The sequence below is a fragment of the Propionicimonas sp. genome, from assembly GCF_047606205.1.
Lineage (GTDB): Bacteria > Actinomycetota > Actinomycetes > Propionibacteriales > Propionibacteriaceae > Propionicimonas.
Map to the genome: position 1 here is coordinate 1 of NZ_JASGES010000112.1, position 19,166 is coordinate 19,166.

Annotated in this window: 12 protein-coding genes; 9 read left to right on the forward strand and 3 right to left on the reverse strand. The window is 71.8% G+C overall.

Translation table 11 applies throughout. The annotated features are described in order from the left end of the window. On the reverse strand, positions 1-917 hold a 917-nt coding region (locus QM633_RS07300; RefSeq protein ID WP_415153080.1), incomplete at its 3' end, for a magnesium transporter CorA family protein. Between the two features lie 94 nt (positions 918-1,011). Between QM633_RS07300 and QM633_RS07305 the strand changes: the two genes are divergently transcribed. The 4 genes from QM633_RS07305 to QM633_RS07320 all read left to right on the forward strand — a co-directional run bounded on the left by QM633_RS07305 (position 1,012) and on the right by QM633_RS07320 (position 10,083). Then, entirely contained in the window at positions 1,012-1,764 is a 753-nt protein-coding gene (locus tag QM633_RS07305) for a LamB/YcsF family protein (RefSeq protein WP_415153081.1), read from the forward strand. Positions 1,765-2,010: 246 nt separating this feature from the next. Next, positions 2,011-7,518, forward strand: coding sequence for a carboxyl transferase domain-containing protein (locus QM633_RS07310; protein ID WP_415153082.1), 5,508 nt, complete (start codon positions 2,011-2,013; stop codon positions 7,516-7,518). 130 nt (positions 7,519-7,648) lie between these two features. Then, the gene (locus tag QM633_RS07315; RefSeq protein WP_415153083.1) at positions 7,649-9,412 is read left to right on the forward strand and encodes an acetyl/propionyl/methylcrotonyl-CoA carboxylase subunit alpha; all 1,764 of its coding nucleotides are present in this window, start codon (positions 7,649-7,651) and stop codon (positions 9,410-9,412) included. 389 nt (positions 9,413-9,801) lie between these two features. Beyond that, positions 9,802-10,083 carry a hypothetical protein gene (locus QM633_RS07320; RefSeq protein ID WP_415153084.1) on the forward strand — a complete coding sequence of 94 codons (282 nt, stop codon included), beginning with the start codon at positions 9,802-9,804 and terminating at the stop codon, positions 10,081-10,083. A gap of 131 nt (positions 10,084-10,214) precedes the next feature. Here QM633_RS07320 and QM633_RS07325 read toward each other — a convergent pair whose 3' ends face one another. After that, complete coding sequence (locus tag QM633_RS07325; protein WP_415153085.1) at positions 10,215-11,243, reverse strand: SDR family oxidoreductase; 1,029 nt, start codon at positions 11,241-11,243, stop codon at positions 10,215-10,217. Between the two features lie 47 nt (positions 11,244-11,290). Further along, complete coding sequence (locus tag QM633_RS07330; protein ID WP_415153086.1) at positions 11,291-12,334, reverse strand: LacI family DNA-binding transcriptional regulator; 1,044 nt, start codon at positions 12,332-12,334, stop codon at positions 11,291-11,293. A 146-nt stretch (positions 12,335-12,480) separates the two neighbouring features. Here QM633_RS07330 and QM633_RS07335 point away from each other — a divergent pair, with 146 nt between their 5' ends. The 5 genes from QM633_RS07335 to QM633_RS07355 form a co-directional block, all read left to right on the forward strand. Beyond that, the gene (locus QM633_RS07335) at positions 12,481-13,794 is read left to right on the forward strand and encodes an ABC transporter substrate-binding protein (protein ID WP_415153087.1); all 1,314 of its coding nucleotides are present in this window, start codon (positions 12,481-12,483) and stop codon (positions 13,792-13,794) included. Positions 13,795-13,804: 10 nt separating this feature from the next. After that, complete coding sequence (locus QM633_RS07340) at positions 13,805-14,818, forward strand: carbohydrate ABC transporter permease (RefSeq protein ID WP_415153088.1); 1,014 nt, start codon at positions 13,805-13,807, stop codon at positions 14,816-14,818. Next, entirely contained in the window at positions 14,818-15,693 is an 876-nt protein-coding gene (locus QM633_RS07345; RefSeq protein ID WP_415153089.1) for a carbohydrate ABC transporter permease, read from the forward strand. Before QM633_RS07340 ends, QM633_RS07345 begins: the two co-directional genes overlap by 1 nt. A gap of 41 nt (positions 15,694-15,734) precedes the next feature. After that, a complete protein-coding gene (locus QM633_RS07350) occupies positions 15,735-18,173 on the forward strand; it encodes a beta-glucosidase family protein (protein ID WP_415153090.1) in 2,439 nt (812 codons plus the stop codon). Next, positions 18,170-19,166 (forward strand): glycoside hydrolase family 43 protein (locus QM633_RS07355; RefSeq protein WP_415153091.1); only part of this gene is annotated, 997 nt, incomplete at its 3' end. The genes QM633_RS07350 and QM633_RS07355, both read left to right, overlap by 4 nt.

Genomic DNA, 19,166 nt, shown 5'->3' on the forward strand with positions numbered 1-19,166 from the left:
AGCCCGTAGGGTGCCATGTACCCGGGGTACGGCACGTTCTGGCCGAACCAGCCGGTGACGGCCGTCGGGACGGCGATGATCGCCGCCCACGACGCCAGCTTCTTCATCACCTCGTTGAGGCGCGCGTCCTGCAGGGACAGATTGGTCTCGAAGACCGACGACACCATGTCGCGGAGGCTCTCGGTCCACTCCGCGGCCCGGATCACGTGGTCGTACAGGTCGTTGAAGCTTCCCTCCAGCTCGCTGGACAGCGTCCGCTCGCGCTCGGAGTGGAACCGCATGATCGCGGTCACGACCTCCCGCATCGGCAGCACGACCCGCCGCAGCCGCACCAGTGCCTTGCGCAGGCCGAAGACCCGCTGCTGGATCACCCTGGTCTGGATCTTCGGGTCGAACAGGAGGTCCTCCAGTCCCTCCAGCACGTCGTCCATCCGTTCGATGGTGTCGAAGTGGCCGTCGACCAGTTCATCGAGCATTCCGTGGACGAGCGCGGCCACGCCGTGGCCGAGCAGTCCGTCGTCCTGCCAGCGGGCGAGGATCCCATCGATGTCGACCCGGTCGTCCAGCCGGACGGTGACCAGGGCATCGCGCATCACGAAAGCCGAGATCCGGCCGACCTCCAGCACCACGCTCTGGTCGGGCAGCTCCGACAACCGGGTCGAGTAGCAGGTCACGAACACGTGGCTCCTGTGCCGGGTGGCCTTGGGACGCTCGTACGGCGCGACCGCGTCCTCGACCGCCTGCCGGTCGAACTTCAGCTCCTCGGCCAGGGCGGCGAGGACCTCCGGCTCCGGCTTGACCAGGTCCAGCCAGACCAGGGTGTCCGGCTGCGCCAGCCAGTGGTCGAGATCGGCCAGGGCGAAGTCCTCCGCGACGACGGTCCCGTTGCGCCACGCTCGGCTGCGGCAGGTGCTCACGCGCCCAGCATCGCACCACGCTCGGCTGTACGGGGTCATCCGCGCTGCGGTATCCGGTACCACCGGCGATGCGGAGAGAGTAGATTCACGAACCGTGGAGATCGACCTGACCGCCGAGGTGGGGCACGGTCTGGCCGAGTCCGCGACGGAGGCCGACAACGCCCTGTGGCCGTTGATCAGCACGGCGCTGGTGCCCTGCGGGATCCACGCCGGCGATCCCACCTCGATCCTGCGGGCCTGCAGCGAGGCCGTCACCCGTGAGGTCGCCCTCGGCGCGGCGGTGGGCTACGCCGACCGGATCGGCGGCGGTGAGCGCTTCGTCGACTACGACCCGGACGACCTGGCCGCGACGATCATCTACCAGCTCGGCGCCCTCGACGGCCTGGCCCTCGCCGAACAGGCGAGGGTGACCTGCGTGCGTCCCAGCGGGGCCCTGTTCGAGGCGGCCCGCACCGACCGCAACCACGCCTGGGCACTGGTCAACGCCGTCCTCGACTACGACCCCACGCTGACCATCGTCGGGCTGCCTGACTCCCGTCTGCTGCAGACGGCCGAGCGGAACGGGATCAGCGTCGCCAGGGAGTTCCAGCCGCACCGGCTGCTGAATGCCAACGGGTCGCTCGGCGCCGTGGTCACCGACCCCGAGGCCGTCGCCCGGCGCGCCGTCGAGGCGGTCTCCTCCGGCGGCTACACCTGCGTCCGGCTTCCCTGGCACACCGCGGCGGAGCGCGCTTGCGCGAAGGGCGTCCGCGCCGCGCTCGTCGAGGCCGGGCACGTCGTCGCCGCCCCGTCCGCCACGGCCCAGCCCGAGGTGCCGGTCCACCTGGCCGTCGCCGCACGCGGCTGACCCGCGGCCCACTCCGCCTCCAGCGCCCGCCTCCGCGTCGCCGAGGTTTCCTCGGCCGGGTGGGAGCCGGCGTCACGACGACGGATTGTGGGGAATCCACAACGGATCGCGGCCATTCTTGGTTCCGGGGCCGTCGATCTTGGCGAGTTCGTCCAGTTGCGGCGGTGTCCTCTCGCCCCCCGGCGCGCGACGTGGCAGATTGCCCCAAGGCCGGCGGGCGCCGGGTGAGCGAGTGGAGGAGACCACGTGTTCCAGCGGATCGCGATCGTCAACCGCGGCGAGGCTGCCATGCGGCTCATCCACGCCGTGCGCGACCTGAACGCCGAGCACCCCGAGCTCCCGCCGATCACGACGATCGCCCTGCACACCGACGCCGAGCGCACCGCGATGTTCGCGCGCGAGGCGGACGAGGCCTACCCGCTCGGACCCGCTTCGGCGCGTCCCTACCTCGACCACGACCTGCTCGCCCGCGTGCTCACCCGGGCGAGGGCGGACGCGGTCTGGGTCGGCTGGGGCTTCGTCGCCGAGGACGCGGCCTTCGCCGACCTCGTCACCTCGCTCGGCATGACCTTCATCGGCCCGTCCGGGGACGCGATGCGCTCGCTCGGGGACAAGATCGGCAGCAAGCTCCTGGCCGAGCAGGTCGGCGTCCCGGTGGCGCCGTGGAGTCGAGGCGGGGTCGACACCGTCGAGGAGGCCCTGGCCGCCGCCGACCGGATCGGCTACCCGCTGATGCTGAAGGCGACCGCCGGCGGCGGCGGCCGCGGCATCCGGCGCGTGGACTCCGCCGCGGACCTCGCCGACGCCTACCAGCGGACGCGGGACGAGGCCCAGCGGTCGTTCGGCTCCGGCGTGGTGTTCCTGGAGAAGCTGGTCACCGGAGCCCGCCACGTCGAGGTGCAGGTGATCGCGGACGCGCACGGGACGGCCTGGGCGCTCGGCGTCCGCGACTGCACCGTGCAGCGCCGCAACCAGAAGGTGGTCGAGGAGTCCGCCTCGCCGCTGCTGGACGCCGGCCAGGTCGCCGACCTCAAGGCGTCGGCGGAGCGACTCGTCCTCGCCGTCGGCTACGTGGGGGCCGCCACCGTCGAGTTTCTCTACCACTCCGCCGACCGGCTGCTCGCCTTCCTCGAGGTGAACACGCGGCTGCAGGTCGAGCACCCGATCACCGAGGTGACCAACGACGTCGACCTGGTCAAGGCCCAGCTGCGCGTCGCGGCGGGGGAACGGCTCACCGAGCGCCCGGTCGAGCAGGGCCACGCGGTCGAGGCACGCCTCAACGCCGAGGACCCCGACCGGGACTTCGCCCCGTCGCCGGGGGTGATCAGCCGGCTCGACTTCCCTGTCGGCCCGGGCATCCGCGTCGACACCGGCGTCGCCGAGGGGGACACGATCCCCGCCGAATTCGACTCGATGATCGCCAAGATCATCGCGTCCGGCCGCACCCGCGCCGAGGCGCTCGGACGGCTGCGTCGCGCGCTGGCCGAGACCACCGTGATCATCGACGGCGGGGCGACCAACAAGAGCTTCATCCTCGAACTGCTGGGCCGCCCGGAGCTGGCCGGGCCGGTGCCGGGCGACGGCCGCGAATGGGCCGACACCGGCTGGATCGACCGGGCCAGGGCCGCCGGTGACCTCGTCGCCGACCGGTTCTCCGGGGTGGCGCTCGTCGCCGCGGCGATCGAGGCCTACGAGGAGGCCGAACAGCGCGAGATCGCGAGGCTGGTCGAGACCGCCCACGGTGGCCGCCCGCAGGCACAGCACGCCGGTGCCCTGTCGGTCGACCTGAAGCTGCGCGGCGCCGCCCACACCCTCCTCACCCAGCGCACCGGCCCGGCCGGCTACCGGGTCCGGGTCGCGGGCACGGTGGCCGAGGCGTCGCTCGAGCGCCTCGACGACGTGCACGGACGGCTGAGGGTGGGCGCCCAGGTCTTCCGCATCGTCACCGACACCCACGGGCCGGTGCACCTGATCGAGGTGAACGGGGTCACCCACCGGGTGTCCCGGGACGAGGGCGGCGTCCTGCGCTCCCCCGCCCCGGCACTGGTGGTGGCCACGCCGGTTCCGGTCGGGGCGGAGGTCGCGGCCGGAGCTCCGCTGGTCGTGCTGGAGTCGATGAAGATGGAGACCGTGCTGACGGCCCCCTTCGCCGCCCGCGTCAGGGAGCTGCACGTGAGGACGGGCAGCCAGGTCGAGAGCCAGGCGCCGCTGGTCCGGCTCGAGCCGCTCGACTCCGGCGCGGAGGAGGCCGTGGCCGAGGGTGCGCCCGTCGAACTGCCCGCCCCTGCCGCCGACACCTCGTCGACCGCCCGGCTCTCCCGGCTGGGCGAGGAGCTGAGCGCTCACCTGATGGGCTACGACACGGACGCGTCGGCGGCCCTGGCGTCCTACCTGACCGCCAGGGACGGGGCCAGGGCCGAGGGTGCCGACGTCCTCACCGGCGAGATCGGCCTGCTCTCCCTGTTCACCGACCTCGCCGAGCTCAGCCGCAACCGGCCCGCCGGCGAGGACGGCGGCGCGGAACTGCGGATCCACTCCGACCGCGAGCACTTCCACGCCTACCTGCAGAGCCTCGACGCCACCCGGGCCGGCTTGCCGAGCCAGTTCGTGGACAGGCTCGCTCGCGCGCTCGCCCACTACGGCGTGACCGGGCTGGACCGCACCCCGGCGCTCGAGGATGCGGTCTTCCGCATGTTCCTCGCCCAGCAGCGGGTCGCCTCCGACGTCCAGGTGGTCCTCGCGGTGCTCGACCGCTGGATCGGCGATCCCTCGCCCGACCGTGCGCTGGCCGCGCCGGCCCGCGCGCAGCTGGAGCGGCTCGTGCGCGCGACGCAGCGGCGTTTCCCCGCCGTCAGCGACGTGGCCCGCTCGGTGCGGTTCCGCTGGTTCGACCAGCCACAGGTGGACGCGGAGCGGGAGCAGGTGCTCTCCGGGGTCGCCGACGAGGTGGCCGACCTCGCCGCCCATCCGGACGCACCCGACTACGCCGAACGGATCGCCACCCTGTCCGCGATCCCCGAGCGGCTGGTCATCCCGCTGTCCGAGCGGCTCGCCCGCTACGGCGTCACCCCCACCGAGCCGCTGCTGGAGATCCTCACCCGCAAGCACTACGGCGACCACCAGCTCTCCGGGGTGCGGGCGTTCAGCGTCGAGGGACGCTCGGTCCTGGTCGCCGACTACGTCCTCGACGGCCGTCCGACGAAGGCCATCTCCACGCTCGCCACCGCGGAGGAGCTCGGCCCGGACGGCCCGGTTGCCCGCGTCGTGGTGGCGCAGGCGCGTGACCGCGCCGCGGACCAGGAGGCGGTCGTCGAGCTCTACGTCGCGTGGCCCGACTCACCCGACCGGGCCGGTCTGGCCGCGGTGCTCCAGCCGCAACTGACCGCCTGGGACCTGCCCGCCGGCGTCCGCAGGATCGTGATCGCCGCCTGCTCCCCCGCCGGCGACGTCGACTACGTCACCTTCCGGCCCGGCGCCCCGGGGCTCGTCGAGGACCAGCGGGTCCGCGGCGTCCACCCGATGATCTTCCGTCGGCTGAACCTGTGGCGGCTGCGGGAGTTCGACACCACCCGGTTGCCTGCCCCCCGCGGCGTCCTGCTCTTCGACTGCGTGGCCAGGAGCAACCCCGACGACCGACGCCTGGTGGCGATGGCGGAGGTGAACCAGCTCGCTCCGGTCCGTGACCCCAGGGGCCGCCTGATCGGCCTTCCGCACGCCGAGCGCGCGGTGGAGAACTGCCTGGAGGCGATCCGCCGCACCAGGGCGGCCCGAGGCTCGGCGGGCAGCCGGCTGGACATGAACCACGTGTGGGTCTACGTGTGGCCCGAGGTCGACCTCGACCTGCGCGACGTGATGGCCCTGCAGGGCAAGATCACCCCGCTGTCGGACGGGACGGGCATCGAGGAGGTGCTCGCCGAGGGCACCTTCGCCCACGACGGCGCGCCGCCGACCCGGCTGGCGATCCGGTTCCGGGCGAAGCCGGGGGCGGGCGTCTCGGCGTCCGTCGAGCCGCCCCCCACCGAGCCGCTGAAGCCACTGGACGACTACGCCGCCAAGGTCCTGCGCGCGCGGCGCCGGGGGCTGGTCTACCCCTACGAGCTGTCCGAGACCCTCGCCGGGCCCGGGGGGACGCTGGTCGAGCTGGACCTGGACCCGGACGCCGCTGCCGGCGGTCCCGACCGGCTGGTGGCGGTCGACCGCGCGCCGGGCCAGAACAGGGCAGGCATCATCTGCGCGCGGGTCACCACCCCGACGCCGGTGCACCCGGACGGGATCACCCGGATCGTGCTGTCCGGCGACCCGACCCGCGGGCTGGGCGCGGTCGCCGAGCCGGAGTGCCGCAGGGTGATCGCCGCGCTCGACCTGGCCGAGGAGCTCGGCGTCCCCGTGGAGTGGTACACGCTGAGTTCGGGCGCGCGGATCTCGATGGACTCCGGGACCGAGAACATGGACTGGGTCGGCGCGGCGCTGCGCCGGATCATCGAGTTCACCCAGGCCGGCGGCGAGATCAACGTGGTCGTCGCGGGGATCAACGTCGGCGCCCAGCCGTACTGGAACGCCGAGGCCACGATGCTCATGCACACGCGCGGCATCCTCGTGATGACGCCGGACTCGGCGATGGTGCTGACCGGGAAGCAGTCGCTCGACTTCTCCGGAGGAGTGTCCGCCGAGGACAACTTCGGCATCGGCGGCTACGACCGGGTGATGGGGCCCAACGGGCAGGCCCAGTACTGGGCGCCGGACCTGGCCGGGGCGTTCGGGATCCTGATGGGCCACTACGAGAACACCTGGGTGGCACCGGGCGAGGGCGGTCCGCGACGCGCACCCACCGCCGACCCGATCGAGCGGGACGTGTCCGACTTCCCGCACCGCATGGAGGGCAGCGACTTCACCACCGTCGGGCAGATCTTCTCCGCCCTGCACAACCCCGACCGCAAGAAGGCGTTCGACATCCGCACGGTGATCGCGGCCGTGTGCGACGCCGACCACCCGCGGGTGGAGCGCTGGGCGGGCATGGCCGACGCCGACACGGCGGTGGTGATCGACGCCCGGATCGGCGGCCATGCCGTCGCGGTGCTCGGGATCGAGAGCCGGCCGGTGCCGCGGGCGGGTTTCCCGCCCACCGACGGTCCGGACACCTGGACGGCCGGCACCCTGTTCCCCCGCTCCAGCAAGAAGGCGGCCCGCGCCATCAATGCGGCCTCCGGCAACCGACCGCTGGTCGTGCTGGCGAACCTGTCCGGGTTCGACGGGTCGCCGGAGTCGATGCGGAACCTGCAGCTCGAGTACGGCGCCGAGATCGGCCGGGCCATCGTGAACTTCCGCGGTCCGATCGTGTTCGTGGTGATCAGCAGGTACCACGGCGGTGCGTTCGTCGTGTTCAGCAAGCGGCTCAACGAGAACATGACCGTGCTGGCGATCGAGGGCTCCTTCGCGTCCGTGATCGGCGGGGCGCCCGCCGCAGCGGTGGTGTTCGCCGGCGACGTGGCCAAGCGGATGGCCGCCGACCCGCGGGTGGCGTCGGTGGAGGCCAAGCTGAGGACGGCGCGCGCGCCCGACCGTGCCGCGCTCCAGCTCGAACTCGCCGACGCCAGGGCGGCCGTGCGGGCGGAGAAGATCGGCGAGGTGGCCGCGGAGTTCGACACCGTGCACGACATCCACAGGGCGGTCCGTGTGGGGTCGGTGGACCGCGTGATCAGCGCGGCTCAGCTGCGCCCGTCCATCGTGGCGGCGATCGAGGCGCGTCTGGGCTGAGCGGAGGGCCGCCGGTCGCCGGACCAACCAGGGCGCACCGATCAGTGGTTCTCCGGCGAACCCCCCGAACCGCGCCACCAGGACCGGCCGCGCGGCTAGAGTCGGCAGCGGTGCGCAAGGAGGAGTCCCAATGCCGATCACAAAGGTGCTCGTCGCCAACCGGGGAGAGATCGCGGTGCGGGTGCTCCGCGCGGCCCGCGACGCCGGCCTGGCCAGCGTCGCGGTCTACGCCGACCCCGATGCCGACTCGCTGTTCGTCAGGCTCGCCGACGAGGCCTTCGCCCTGAACGGCCTCACCCCCGCCGAGACCTACCTCGACAGCGCCAAGATCCTGGCCGTCGCCGCACGGTCAGGCGCCGACGCCGTCCATCCCGGCTACGGGTTCCTCGCCGAGAACGCGGCGTTCGCCCAGGCGGTGATCGATGCCGGGCTGGTCTGGATCGGGCCGCCACCGGCCGCGATCGACGCACTGGGCGACAAGGTGCGGGCCCGGCACATCGCCGCGAAGGTCGGAGCTCCGCTGGTGCCGGGCACCTCCGACCCGGTCGGAGGTGCGGACGAGGTGGTGGCGTTCGCCCGCGAGTACGGCCTGCCGATCGCGATCAAGGCCGCCTACGGCGGGGGCGGCCGCGGGCTGAAGGTGGCCCGGACGCTGGCCGAGGTGCCCGAGCTGTTCGAGTCCGCCACCCGCGAGGCGGTCACCGCGTTCGGACGTGGCGAGTGCTTCGTCGAGCGGTACCTGGACCGCCCGCGGCACGTCGAGACCCAGTGCCTGGCCGACGCGCACGGCGCCGTGGTGGTGGTCTCCACGCGTGACTGCTCGCTGCAGCGCCGCCACCAGAAGCTCGTCGAGGAGGCGCCCGCACCATTCCTCACCGACGCACAGCGCGAGCGTCTGTACACCTCGAGCAAGGCGATCCTGCGCGAGGCCGGGTACGTCGGGGCCGGCACCTGCGAGTTCCTCGTCGGGCAGGACGGCACGATCAGCTTCCTGGAGGTGAACACCCGGCTGCAGGTCGAGCACCCGGTGTCGGAGGAGGTCACCGGGATCGACCTGGTCCGGGAGATGTTCCGGATCGCCGACGGCGAGGAACTGGGCTACGACGACCCGCCCCCGCGCGGCCACTCGATCGAGTTCCGGATCAACGCCGAGGACCCCGGCCGAACCTTCATGCCCGCACCGGGAACGCTCACGGCGTGGCAGCCGCCGTCGGGCCCCGGCGTCCGCGTCGACTCCGGCTATCTCGCCGGCATGGCCGTGCCCGGCTCGTTCGACTCCCTGGTGGCCAAGATCGTCGTCACCGGGGCCGATCGCAGGCAGGCCATCGAGCGCGCCCGGCGGGCGCTGGCCGAGACGGTGCTGGAGGGGATGCCCTCGGTGCTGCCGTTCCACTCCGCGGTGCTGCTCGACCCCGCGTTCGTCGCACCGGAGGGCGCCTTCGGCGTCCACACCCGGTGGATCGAGACCGAGTTCGACACGCCGATCGCCCCGTACGTCGGCGCGATCGGCGAGACCGAGCCGGTGGAGAGCGACACCTACGTCGTCGAGGTGAACGGCCGGCGCGTCGAGGTGCGCCTGCCCTCCTCGCTCGCCGCTCCCGCCGCCCGTCCGGCGGCGGCGAAGCGACCGGTGCGCCGCAGTACCGGAGGGGCAAGGGCGAAGGCGCCGTCGTCGAACGAACTCGCCGCACCGATGCAGGGCACCATCGTGAAGGTCGCCGTCGCGGACGGGGACGAGGTCACCGAGGGCGACCTGGTCGTGGTGCTCGAGGCGATGAAGATGGAGCAGCCGATCACCGCCCACCGCTCGGGTCTGGTGGCGCACCTGGCCGTGGCCGTCGGGGATTCCGTCGCGTCCGGCCAGGCCCTGCTGGAGATCGTCGATCCGTCCTGAACCCCCGAAAATCCTGCGCCGGGCTAATTCGTGGCAGCAATCTCGCGGTTCGACTTGCATTCTGTGCCGCGCCGGTACTAGTTTCTTCCTGACGCCGACACAGCAGAAAGGAGCCGGCATGTTGATGATCAACGATCAGCGCACCGTGGATGCGCGTCCGGCCGGCTTCGGCGGCGCCTCCTTCGTCACGAAGCACAGCTGACGGCTCCCGCCCGCCACCTGTCGTGACGGTGGCGAGGCCGACGAAGCCAGTCCAGGGAACCATCCCGCCAGAAATCGCCCCGTGCAATACAGCCGGCGCCAGCCGGTGACCCGTTCCGGTCGCGCACCGTCCGGATTATCGCTCGCCCTTGTCTTTGGCGACCCCGAAGAATAACGAAAGAATTGTCATGCCTACGAATGTGCTGCCCGAAACCGGGCATTTCCGTCACACCACCACCAGTCCCCCGCGACCGCTGCTCGACCGGCTGGCGCTCCGGCTCGGCGCGAGCCTCGTCGCATGGGCCGACCAGGCCGAGGAGCGGCAGGCCACGCGCGTCCGGCTCCGCCGCGAGCACGAGGTCACGCTCCGCGAGCGGGCCAGGGTGGAGGACGAACTCCGCCGCGAGCGGCTGCGGCAGGACGTCATCCTGCTGTTCCACACCGGGGCGATCTACCGCACCCTGCGGTGATCGCGCCGGACCCGGCGGCAGCCGGCCGGCTGCGCGGAGATGTCGGCGACGGTGTCCTCAGTGACGCCGTCGCCGACCTTCGCGCGCCCGGACGCGGCGACCGCGCGGGGACGCCTGAGCCTCATCGCCGCTCAGGCGGCGAAGCGGGACACCAGCCGATCGAAGAGGGCGTCCAGGCGGGCGTCGACGGCACGGCGGGACGGGTCGGCGTCGTGCCAGGCGACGATCTCCCGGGCGCCCTGCGCGAACGGGACGACGGCCCGCCAGCCGGGAACGATGGAACGGACCGCGCTGTTGTCGAACACCATCGAGTGCGCCTTGTCGCCGAGCAGGGACGCGCCGAGGGCCGGGTCCGCGGCGGCGATCGTGTCGGAGGGCACGTGGACCAGCACCGGTTCCACACCGGCCGCGGCGCCGACCGTGCGGTAGATCTCGTTCCAGGCCAGCGCCTCGTCGGAGGTGATGTGGAACGCCCCGCCGATGGTCGCGGCCCTTCCGAACAGCCCCACGAACGCCCGGGCGAAGTCGGAGTTGTGAGTGAGGGTCCACAGCGACGTACCGTCCCCCGGCACCACCACCGGTACCCCGCGGCGCATCCGTTCGACGACCGTCCAGCCGCCGTCGAACGGCACCGCCGTGGGGTCGTAGGTGTGCGACGGTCGCACGATCGTCGCCGGGAAGCCGGTCTCCCGGTAGGCCGAGACGAGCAGGTCCTCACAGGCGATCTTGTCGCGCGAGTACTGCCAGTACGGGTTGCGCAGCGGCGTGGCCTCGGTGACCGGCAGCCGCAGCGGTGGCGTCTGGTAGGCCGAGGCGGAGCTGATGAACAGGTACTGTCCGGTTCGGCCGGAGAACAGCTCCAGTTCCGCCCGGACGTGTGCGGGGACGAAGCAGAAGAACGACGCCACGACGTCGAACTCCTCCGCGCCGAGCGCCGCGCGCACCGCGGCGGGGTCGCGCAGGTCCGCCTGCAGCGTCCGCACCTGTGCCGGCGGGGTGTGGACGGCCTCGGCGTGGCTCCGGCCGCGGTTGAGGACCGTCACGTCGTGGCCGACCTCGACGGCCCGGCGCACCACCGCAGAACTGATCACGCCGGTGCCGCCCAGGACCAGCACCTTCAGGCCGGTCAGGCCCGGCACCGGGGTGGGGAGAGTGCTCATGGATCCTCCTTCACTTCCACTGCTGTCCGATCGGTGCCCCGCGCGCCTCACCGGGCCGGTGGCGCCGTGCTGGCCCGCACCACGAGGGTGGCGGGCAGGTGCAGGTGTTCCTCAACCGGTTCGCCGCCGAGCAGGCCCAGCAGGATCCGGACCGCTTCCGCCCCCATCTCGTGGAGGGGCTGCGCGACCGTGGTCAGGGCCGGCACCGCGTTCGCCGATTCGGGGACGTTGTCGAAGCCCACGACGCTGAGGTCCTCGGGCACCCGGAGGCCGAGCTCCCCCGCGATCTCGAGGACGCGGATCGCGGACAGGTCGTTGGCGGAGAACACGGCGGTGGGAGGCTCCGGCAGCGTGAGCAGCTCGCGGGCCGCGTCGGTGGTCTCCGCAGCCCGGTAGCCGCCGACGCGGACCAGGTCGGGGTCGAACGGGATCCCGGCCGCCTCCAGTGCCTCCCGGTAGCCCTGTTCGCGCAGGCTCGCGGAGACCAGGTCCTCGCGGCCGCGGACGTGGGCGATCCGCCGGTGCCCGAGGTCGATCAGGTGCTGTGTGGCGGCCCTCGCGCCGCCGACGTTGTCGGCCTCGATGGTGGAGGGGCCGGTCCGCCCGGTGTGGGGATCGACCGCCACGACCGGGATCGGGGCATCGGTCACCGTCGCGGTCGGCGCCACCACGACGGCGCCGTCGATCAGTGTCCCGGCCAGCCGGGACAGCGAACGACGCTCCCAGCCGACCTGGTCGTGGCCGAGGTTGCCCGAGTAGGCCAGCAGCTCGTAGCCGGTCCCCTCGGCCGCACTCGAGATGCCTTTCAGCAGCTCGGTGGAGAAGGGCTCGAACTCCGGGATCAGGATGCCGATCACGTTCGTGCTGGTCCGCCTCAGCGAGCTGGCGACCAGGGAGGTCTCGTAGCCGAGCCGCTCGACGACGTCCATCACCCTGTCGTGGGTCTGCGGGGCCACCCCGTACCGGTCGTTGATCACCTTGGAGACCGTCGACACCGACACTCCGGCCACGCGGGCGACGTCGACGATCGTGACGCGCGTCGCGCCGATCGCGGGCCCGCGGCGACGCAGCCTGTCGACGTCAGTGGTCACGCCGGTAACCGTAGTCCATGCGGCCGGACGCGGATCCGATCGCAACGAAAACGTTATCGAAAACGTTTGACACCACAACAAACCCGGTGACAGGATCCGAAGTGGCAGGAACCCCTGCCACAGTCGAGGAGGACTGAGAGGTCTCGATGAAGAAGACAATCAGGGGCACGGCACTGGTCGCTCTCAGCGCAAGTGTCGCCCTCATCGCCGCCGGTTGCAGCAGCGGCACCACCAGCACCAGCAGTGCCACGGACGGCGCGAGCGCCGCCCCCGTCACCATGACGTTCTGGCACAACTCCACCACCGGCGACGGCAAGCAGTACTGGGAGGACACCGTCGCGGCGTTCGAGAAGGAACACCCGAACGTCACCATCAACATCCAGGCCATCCAGAACGAGGACATGGACGGCAAGCTGCAGACCGCGCTGAACTCCGGCGGCGACGAGCCCACGATCTTCATGGCCCGCGGCGGCGGCAAGCTCGCCGACGTGGTGGCGGGCGACCAGGTGATGGACATCACCGACCAGATCAGCGCCGACGTGAAGAGCCAGTACGGCGACGCCGTCTTCAACGCGTACACGATCGACGGCAAGGTCTACGGCATGCCGACTTCGGTGCTGCCCGGCGGCATCTACTACAGCAAGGACCTGTTCGAGAAGGCGGGGATCACCGCTACCCCGACCACCTTCGACGAGCTGAACGCCGCGATCGTCAAGCTGAAGGCCGCGGGGATCACCCCGATCGCCCTCGGTGGCAAGGACGCGTGGCCGGCCGCCCACTGGTACTACTTCTTCGCGCTGCGGGACTGCAGCAAGGAGGTCATCACCACCCCGCTGGCCAGCCAGGACTTCTCCGACAACTGCTGGGCCAAGGCCGGTGAGGACCTGAAGGCGTTCTCCGACACCGACCCCTTCAACAAGGGCTTCCTGACCACCTCCGCCCAGCAGGGCGCGGGCTCTTCGGCCGGCATGCTGGCCAACCACAAGGCAGCCATGGAGCTCATGGGCGCCTGGGAGCCGGGCGTGGTGGCGTCCCTCACCCCGGACGGCAAGTCGTTGGCCGACCTCGGCTGGTTCCCGTTCCCCGCGGTCACCGGAGGCGCGGGCGATGCCAGCGCGATGATGGGTGGCGTGGACGGGTTCGCCTGCCGCAAGAACGCCCCGGCCGAGTGCGTGGAGTTCCTGAACTTCATCGCCAGCAAGGCCAGCCAGGAGGGCTACGCCAAGGCGTTCCAGACCCTCCCGGCCAACCAGCAGTCCCAGGACGTCGTCACCGACAGCGCCCTGAAGGACGTGCTCGGGGCCTACAACAAGGCGTCCTACGTCGTTCTGTGGCTCGACACCCAGTACGGCCAGAACGTCGGTAACGCCCTCAACGGCGGCGTGGTGAACATGCTCGCCGGCAAGGGCACCGCTGCCGACATCGTCACCGCGGTGAAGTCGGCTGCCGCGAAGGGATAGCACGGACCTCATGAGCGAAACAGTCAACGCACTGCCACACCGCTCACCAGGTTCGCCGTCGGTCCGGGGCGGCGCCGTCAAGGCGTCGTCCCGGTCCGACCGGGCCAGGGCGCAGTGGCGCAAACGCCTCGAGATCACGATCCTGTCCGGACCGGCGCTCGTCATGTTCCTGGCCTTCGTCATCTTCCCCGTGTTCATGGCCGCCTATTACGGGTTCTTCAAGTGGAAGGGCTTCGGGGCGCCGACGAACTTCGTGGGGTGGGCGAACTACGTGACGATCTTCACCGACGGCGCCTTCCTGCAGGCGCTGCAGCACAACGGCTTCATCGTCATCTGGTCGCTGATCCTGCAGGGGCCGGCCGCGATCGCCTTCGCCCTGCTGCTCAACCAGAACATCAAGGGCCGCTCGCTGATCCGCGTGCTGATCTTCGTCCCCTACGTGATCTCGGAGGTCATCGTCGGCACCGGCTGGAGCCTGATGCTCCAGTACCAGGGCGCCCTGAACGACCTCCTCGCCAACATCGGCCTCGGCGGGATGGCCACCGACTGGATCGCCGACCCGAACATCGCCATCTGGACGCTGATGGTGATCATCTCGTGGAAGTACATCGGCTTCGCCGTCATCCTCATGCTCGCCGGCATGCAGGGCATCCCGGACGAGTTGTACGAGGCGGCCGCCATCGACGGCGCGTCCTACTGGCAGATCCAGCGCTGGATCACGCTCCCCCTGCTCGGCCCGACGATCCGGGTGTGGGCGTTCCTGTCGATCATCGGCTCCCTGCAGCTGTTCGACCTCGTCTACATCATCTGGGGCCAGTACGTCTCCGCCACCGCGGGCACCTCCACGATGGCGACCTACATGGTCCGCGAGGGCCGCCTCGCCGGCAACTACGGCTACGGCAACGCCGTCGCCGTCGTGATCTTCGTGATCTCGCTGGTGATCGCGCTGACCTACCAGCGGTTCGTCCTGCGCAGGGACACCGAGGGCGCCCTCACCGAGAAGCCCAGGAAGGTGGAGGCGTGATGTCCCAGGCCACACTCACCGCACGTCCCGGCGGGCGCCGCGCCCGGCGCCGTTCCGGCGCCACCTGGGGCAGCCCGGTCACCTACCTGATCGCCACCGTCCTGATCGCCGTGTGCATCGCGCCGGTGCTCTACATCATCGTCGGCGGCTTCCGGACCAACAGCCAGATCACCGTCGACCCGTCCGGCTGGCCGGACCCGTGGGTGATCAGCAACTACACCCAGGTGCTCACCAGTGCGCAGTTCTGGCAGCAGTTCGGCAACTCGACGATCTCGGCGGTGTCCACCACCCTCGGCGCGGTCGCGCTGGCGCTGATGGCGAGCTTCGTGATCGCCCGGTACGACTTCAAGGGGCGCAACGCGATGTACTCGCTGTTCGCCGCGGGCCTGATGTTCCCGCTCACCGTGGCGATCACCCCGCTGTACCTGCTGATCAAGAACCTCGGGCTGACCGACAACCTGCTCGGGATCATCCTCCCGCAGATCGCGTTCGCGCTGCCGACCACGGTGATCATCCTGGTGCCGTTCCTCGCCGCGATCCCCAAGGAACTGGAGGAGGCGGCGGCGATCGACGGGGCGAGCCGGCTCGGGTTCTTCTTCCGGATGGTGCTCCCGCTGTCGCTGCCCGGGGTGATCACGACCGGCATCCTGGCGTTCATCGGCGCCTGGAACGGCTACATGCTGCCGCTGTTCATCCTGAACAAGTCCAGCCTCTACACGCTGCCCCTCGGTGTGCAGGCGTTCTCCTCCGAGCACTCGGTCGACACGGCCGCCGTCCTCGCGTTCACCTCGCTGTCGATGATCCCCGCCCTGCTGTTCTTCAGCATCTTCGAGCGGCGCATCGTCGGCGGCCTCACCGGCGCGGTCAAGGGCTGACCGCCCGCGTCGCATCCCCACCACCGAAGGAGACGGACCCCGTGTCCACATCCCACGCCGGAGTCCCGGCCATGCCCGTTGCCTCCACCCGCGTCCGCGACCTCGTCGCGGCGATGACGCTGGAGGAGAAGCTCGCGCAGCTGACCAGCTACTGGCTCGACCAGGGCGGCGACGTCGTCGCGCCGATGCAGGGCGAGATGGCCACCCGTTCCGGGGGCGCCGACGAACTCGCCGAGCGCACCCGCCACGGCCTGGGCCACTACACCCGCGTGTACGGCACGCGTCCGGTCGAGCCCGCCCAGCGCGCCGCCTGGCTGTGGGCCGAGCAGCGCCGGCTGCAGCGCGAGACCAGGCTCGGCATCCCCGCGATCGTGCACGAGGAATGCCTCACCGGTCTGTCCGCGTGGCAGGCGACGAGCTTCCCCACGCCGCTGGCCTGGGGCGCCTCGTTCGACCCGGCCCTGGTCCGCGAGGTCGGGGCGGCGATCGGGACGTCCATGCGTGCCCTCGGCGTCCACCAGGGCCTCGCCCCCGTGCTGGACGTGATCCGCGACCCCCGGTGGGGACGCGTGGACGAGTGCATCGGCGAGGACCCCTACCTGGTCGGGACGGTGGGCACCGCCTATGTGCAGGGCTTGCAGGAGGCGGGCGTCCACGCCACCCTCAAGCACTTCCTCGGCTACTCCGCCTCGATCGCGGGACGCAACCACGCGCCCGTGCACGCGGGGCCGCGGGAGCTCGCGGACGTCTTCCTGCCGCCGTTCGAGATGGCCATCCTCGATGGTGGCGTGAGGTCGGTGATGAACGCCTACGTCGACATCGACGGCGTCCCGATGGCCGCCAGCGCGGACTACCTCACCGGAGTGCTGCGCGAGCAGCTGGGCTTCACCGGCGTCGTGGTCGCCGACTACTTCGCCGTCGCCTTCCTGCAGGTCATGCACGCGGTCGCGGCCGACCGCGGCGAGGCCGCGGCGCTGGCCCTGCGCGCCGGGATCGACGTGGAACTGCCCGGGGGCGACGCCTACCTGGCGCCGCTGGCGGAGAAGGTCAGGTCCGGGGCGATCGACGTGGGCTACGTGGACCGCGCCGTGCTGCGCGTCCTGTCGCAGAAGGAGGACCTCGGCCTGCTGGACCCGGACGCCTACGCCGGCGAGCCGCCGGCGAGCATCGACCTCGACCCGCCCGCCCACCAGGACCTCGCCCGCCGGCTGGCTGCCGAATCGATCGTGTTGCTGGCCAACGACGGCACCCTGCCGCTGGCCGGTCGCGCCCAGCCGGTGCGCCGGCTGGCCGTGATCGGGCCGAACGCCGCCAGGGTCGAGGCCCTGCAGGGCTGCTACTCCTTCGCCAACCACGTGCTGTCCGGGTATCCGGACGTCCCGATCGGGATCGCCATCCCGACCGTCGCCGAGGCGCTGGCCACGGCTTTCGGCGAGGCGGGGCTGCCCCGGCCAGAACTGGTCCTCGCCCAGGGCTGCACGGTGGAGGGTCCAGGCACCGACGGCTTCGCCGATGCCGTGGCCGCCGCCGCGTCCAGCGACCTGGCGGTGGTGGTCGTCGGCGACCAGGCCGGCCTGTTCGGACGCGGCACCGTCGGCGAGGGCAACGACTGCGAGACGCTCGACCTGCCCGGCGTGCAGCGGGAGCTCGTCGAGGCCGTGGTCGCGACCGGGACGCCGGTGGTGATGGTCCTGTTGACCGGGCGCCCGTACGCGATCGGCTGGGCCCTGGACGCGGAGGGCCCCCGGCCCGCTGCGGTCCTGCAGGCCTTCTTCCCCGGCGAGGGCGGCGGCACCGCCATCGCCGACGTCCTCACCGGCGCGGTGAACCCGTCCGGACGGCTGCCGGTCTCGCTCCCCCGCTCGGCCGGCGCCCAGCCGTACTCCTACCTGCGGCCCATCCTCGGCGGGCCGTCGGAGGTCACCTCGACCGACCCCACGCCGGTGCGTCCGTTCGGCTTCGGGCTGTCCTACACCACCTTCACGCACACCGACCTGGTCGTCGACGCCTCGGTGCGCGCCGGCGACGCCTTCGCCGCCGCGGTCACCGTCACCAACACCGGAGGGGTGGCGGGTGCCGACGTCGTGCAACTGTACGGGCACGACGTGGTCGCATCCGTGGTGCGGCCGGTGGCCCAGCTGCTCGGCTACGCCCGGGTGGAGCTGGCCCCCGGGGAGTCCCGGCGGGTCAGGTTCAGGGTGCCGACCGCGCGGCTGGCGTTCAGCGACCGGCGGATGGTGCGGATCGTCGAGCCCGGCGACGTCGAGGTCTGGGTGGGCAGCCACGCGGCGGCCGCCGAGCTGGATGTTCCCGGCGAGGAGTCGACCGGTGGCGTGATCTCGAACGCGCGCCGCGCCCGCGAGCGGCGGCTGCCCGGTGACGCCACCGCCCGGACGACGCTGGTCGTCACCGGTGCCGCCTACCCGCTCACCCGGGACGACGCCCGCCTGGTCACCGTGGAGACGAGCACCCCCCGGTGAGCCGGGTCGCCAACCCGATCCTGCCCGGCTGCCACCCCGACCCCTCGGTCTGCCGGGTCGGCGACGACTACTACCTGGTCACCTCGACCTTCGAGTACTTCCCCGGCCTGCCGGTGTTCCACAGCACCGACCTCACGCACTGGGACCCGGTCGGTCACGTGGTCGATCGCCGCAACCAGCTCGACTACGCGGGCATCGCGTCCTCGGGCGGCCTGTTCGCGCCGACGATCCGGCACCACGACGGCAGGTTCTGGGTGGTGTGCACGCTGGTCGACCAGGCGGACCCGGGTCGGGGCGGCAACTTCCTGATGACCGCGTCCGACCCGGCCGGCCCGTGGTCGGACGTGGTCTGGCTGGACGCGGACGGGATCGACCCCTCACTGTTCTTCGACGACGACGGCAGGGCGTGGCTGCACGGCACCCGGCCGGCGCGCAGGCCGGAGTGGCACGACCAGACCGAGGTGTGGATCCGCGAGCTGGACCTCGTGACACTCGCCCCGGTCGGCCCCGAACACGTGGTCTGGAACGGGGCGATGCGCGGCGTCGTCTGGGCGGAGGGGCCACACCTGTACAAGGTGGACGGCACCTACTACCTGGTGGCCGCCGAGGGCGGCACGGAGTTCCACCACAGCGTCTGCGTGGCGCGATCCGACTGCCTCAGCGGGCCTTACCAGGGCAGCCGGAGCAACCCCGTGCTGACCCACCGCCATCTCGGCCGCGCGGCCGGCGTGGTCGGGGCGGGCCACGCCGATCTGGTGCAGGCCGCCGACGGCAGCTGGTGGGCGCTGCTCCTGGCCATGCGCACCTACGGCGGTTTCCACCACAACCTCGGCAGGGAGACCTTCCTCGTCCCGGTCGTCTGGGAGGACGGCTGGCCCGTGTTCGCTCCGGGAGCCGGCCGGATCCCGGAGGAGGTCGAGGTGCCGTTCGCGCCGGCCGGGCCGCGGGGCGCCGCGCAGGGGGGCCTGGCCGGCATCGTCCGGCCCGGCGACC

Coding starts and splice junctions, on each gene's coding strand:
- QM633_RS07315 (WP_415153083.1), top strand. CDS start 7,649: ATGCCGATCACAAAGGTGCTCGTCGCCAACCGGGGAGAGATCGCGGTG.
- QM633_RS07320 (WP_415153084.1), top strand. CDS start 9,802: ATGCCTACGAATGTGCTGCCCGAAACCGGGCATTTCCGTCACACCACC.
- QM633_RS07325 (WP_415153085.1), bottom strand. CDS start 11,243: ATGAGCACTCTCCCCACCCCGGTGCCGGGCCTGACCGGCCTGAAGGTG.
- QM633_RS07335 (WP_415153087.1), top strand. CDS start 12,481: ATGAAGAAGACAATCAGGGGCACGGCACTGGTCGCTCTCAGCGCAAGT.
- QM633_RS07340 (WP_415153088.1), top strand. CDS start 13,805: ATGAGCGAAACAGTCAACGCACTGCCACACCGCTCACCAGGTTCGCCG.
- QM633_RS07345 (WP_415153089.1), top strand. CDS start 14,818: ATGTCCCAGGCCACACTCACCGCACGTCCCGGCGGGCGCCGCGCCCGG.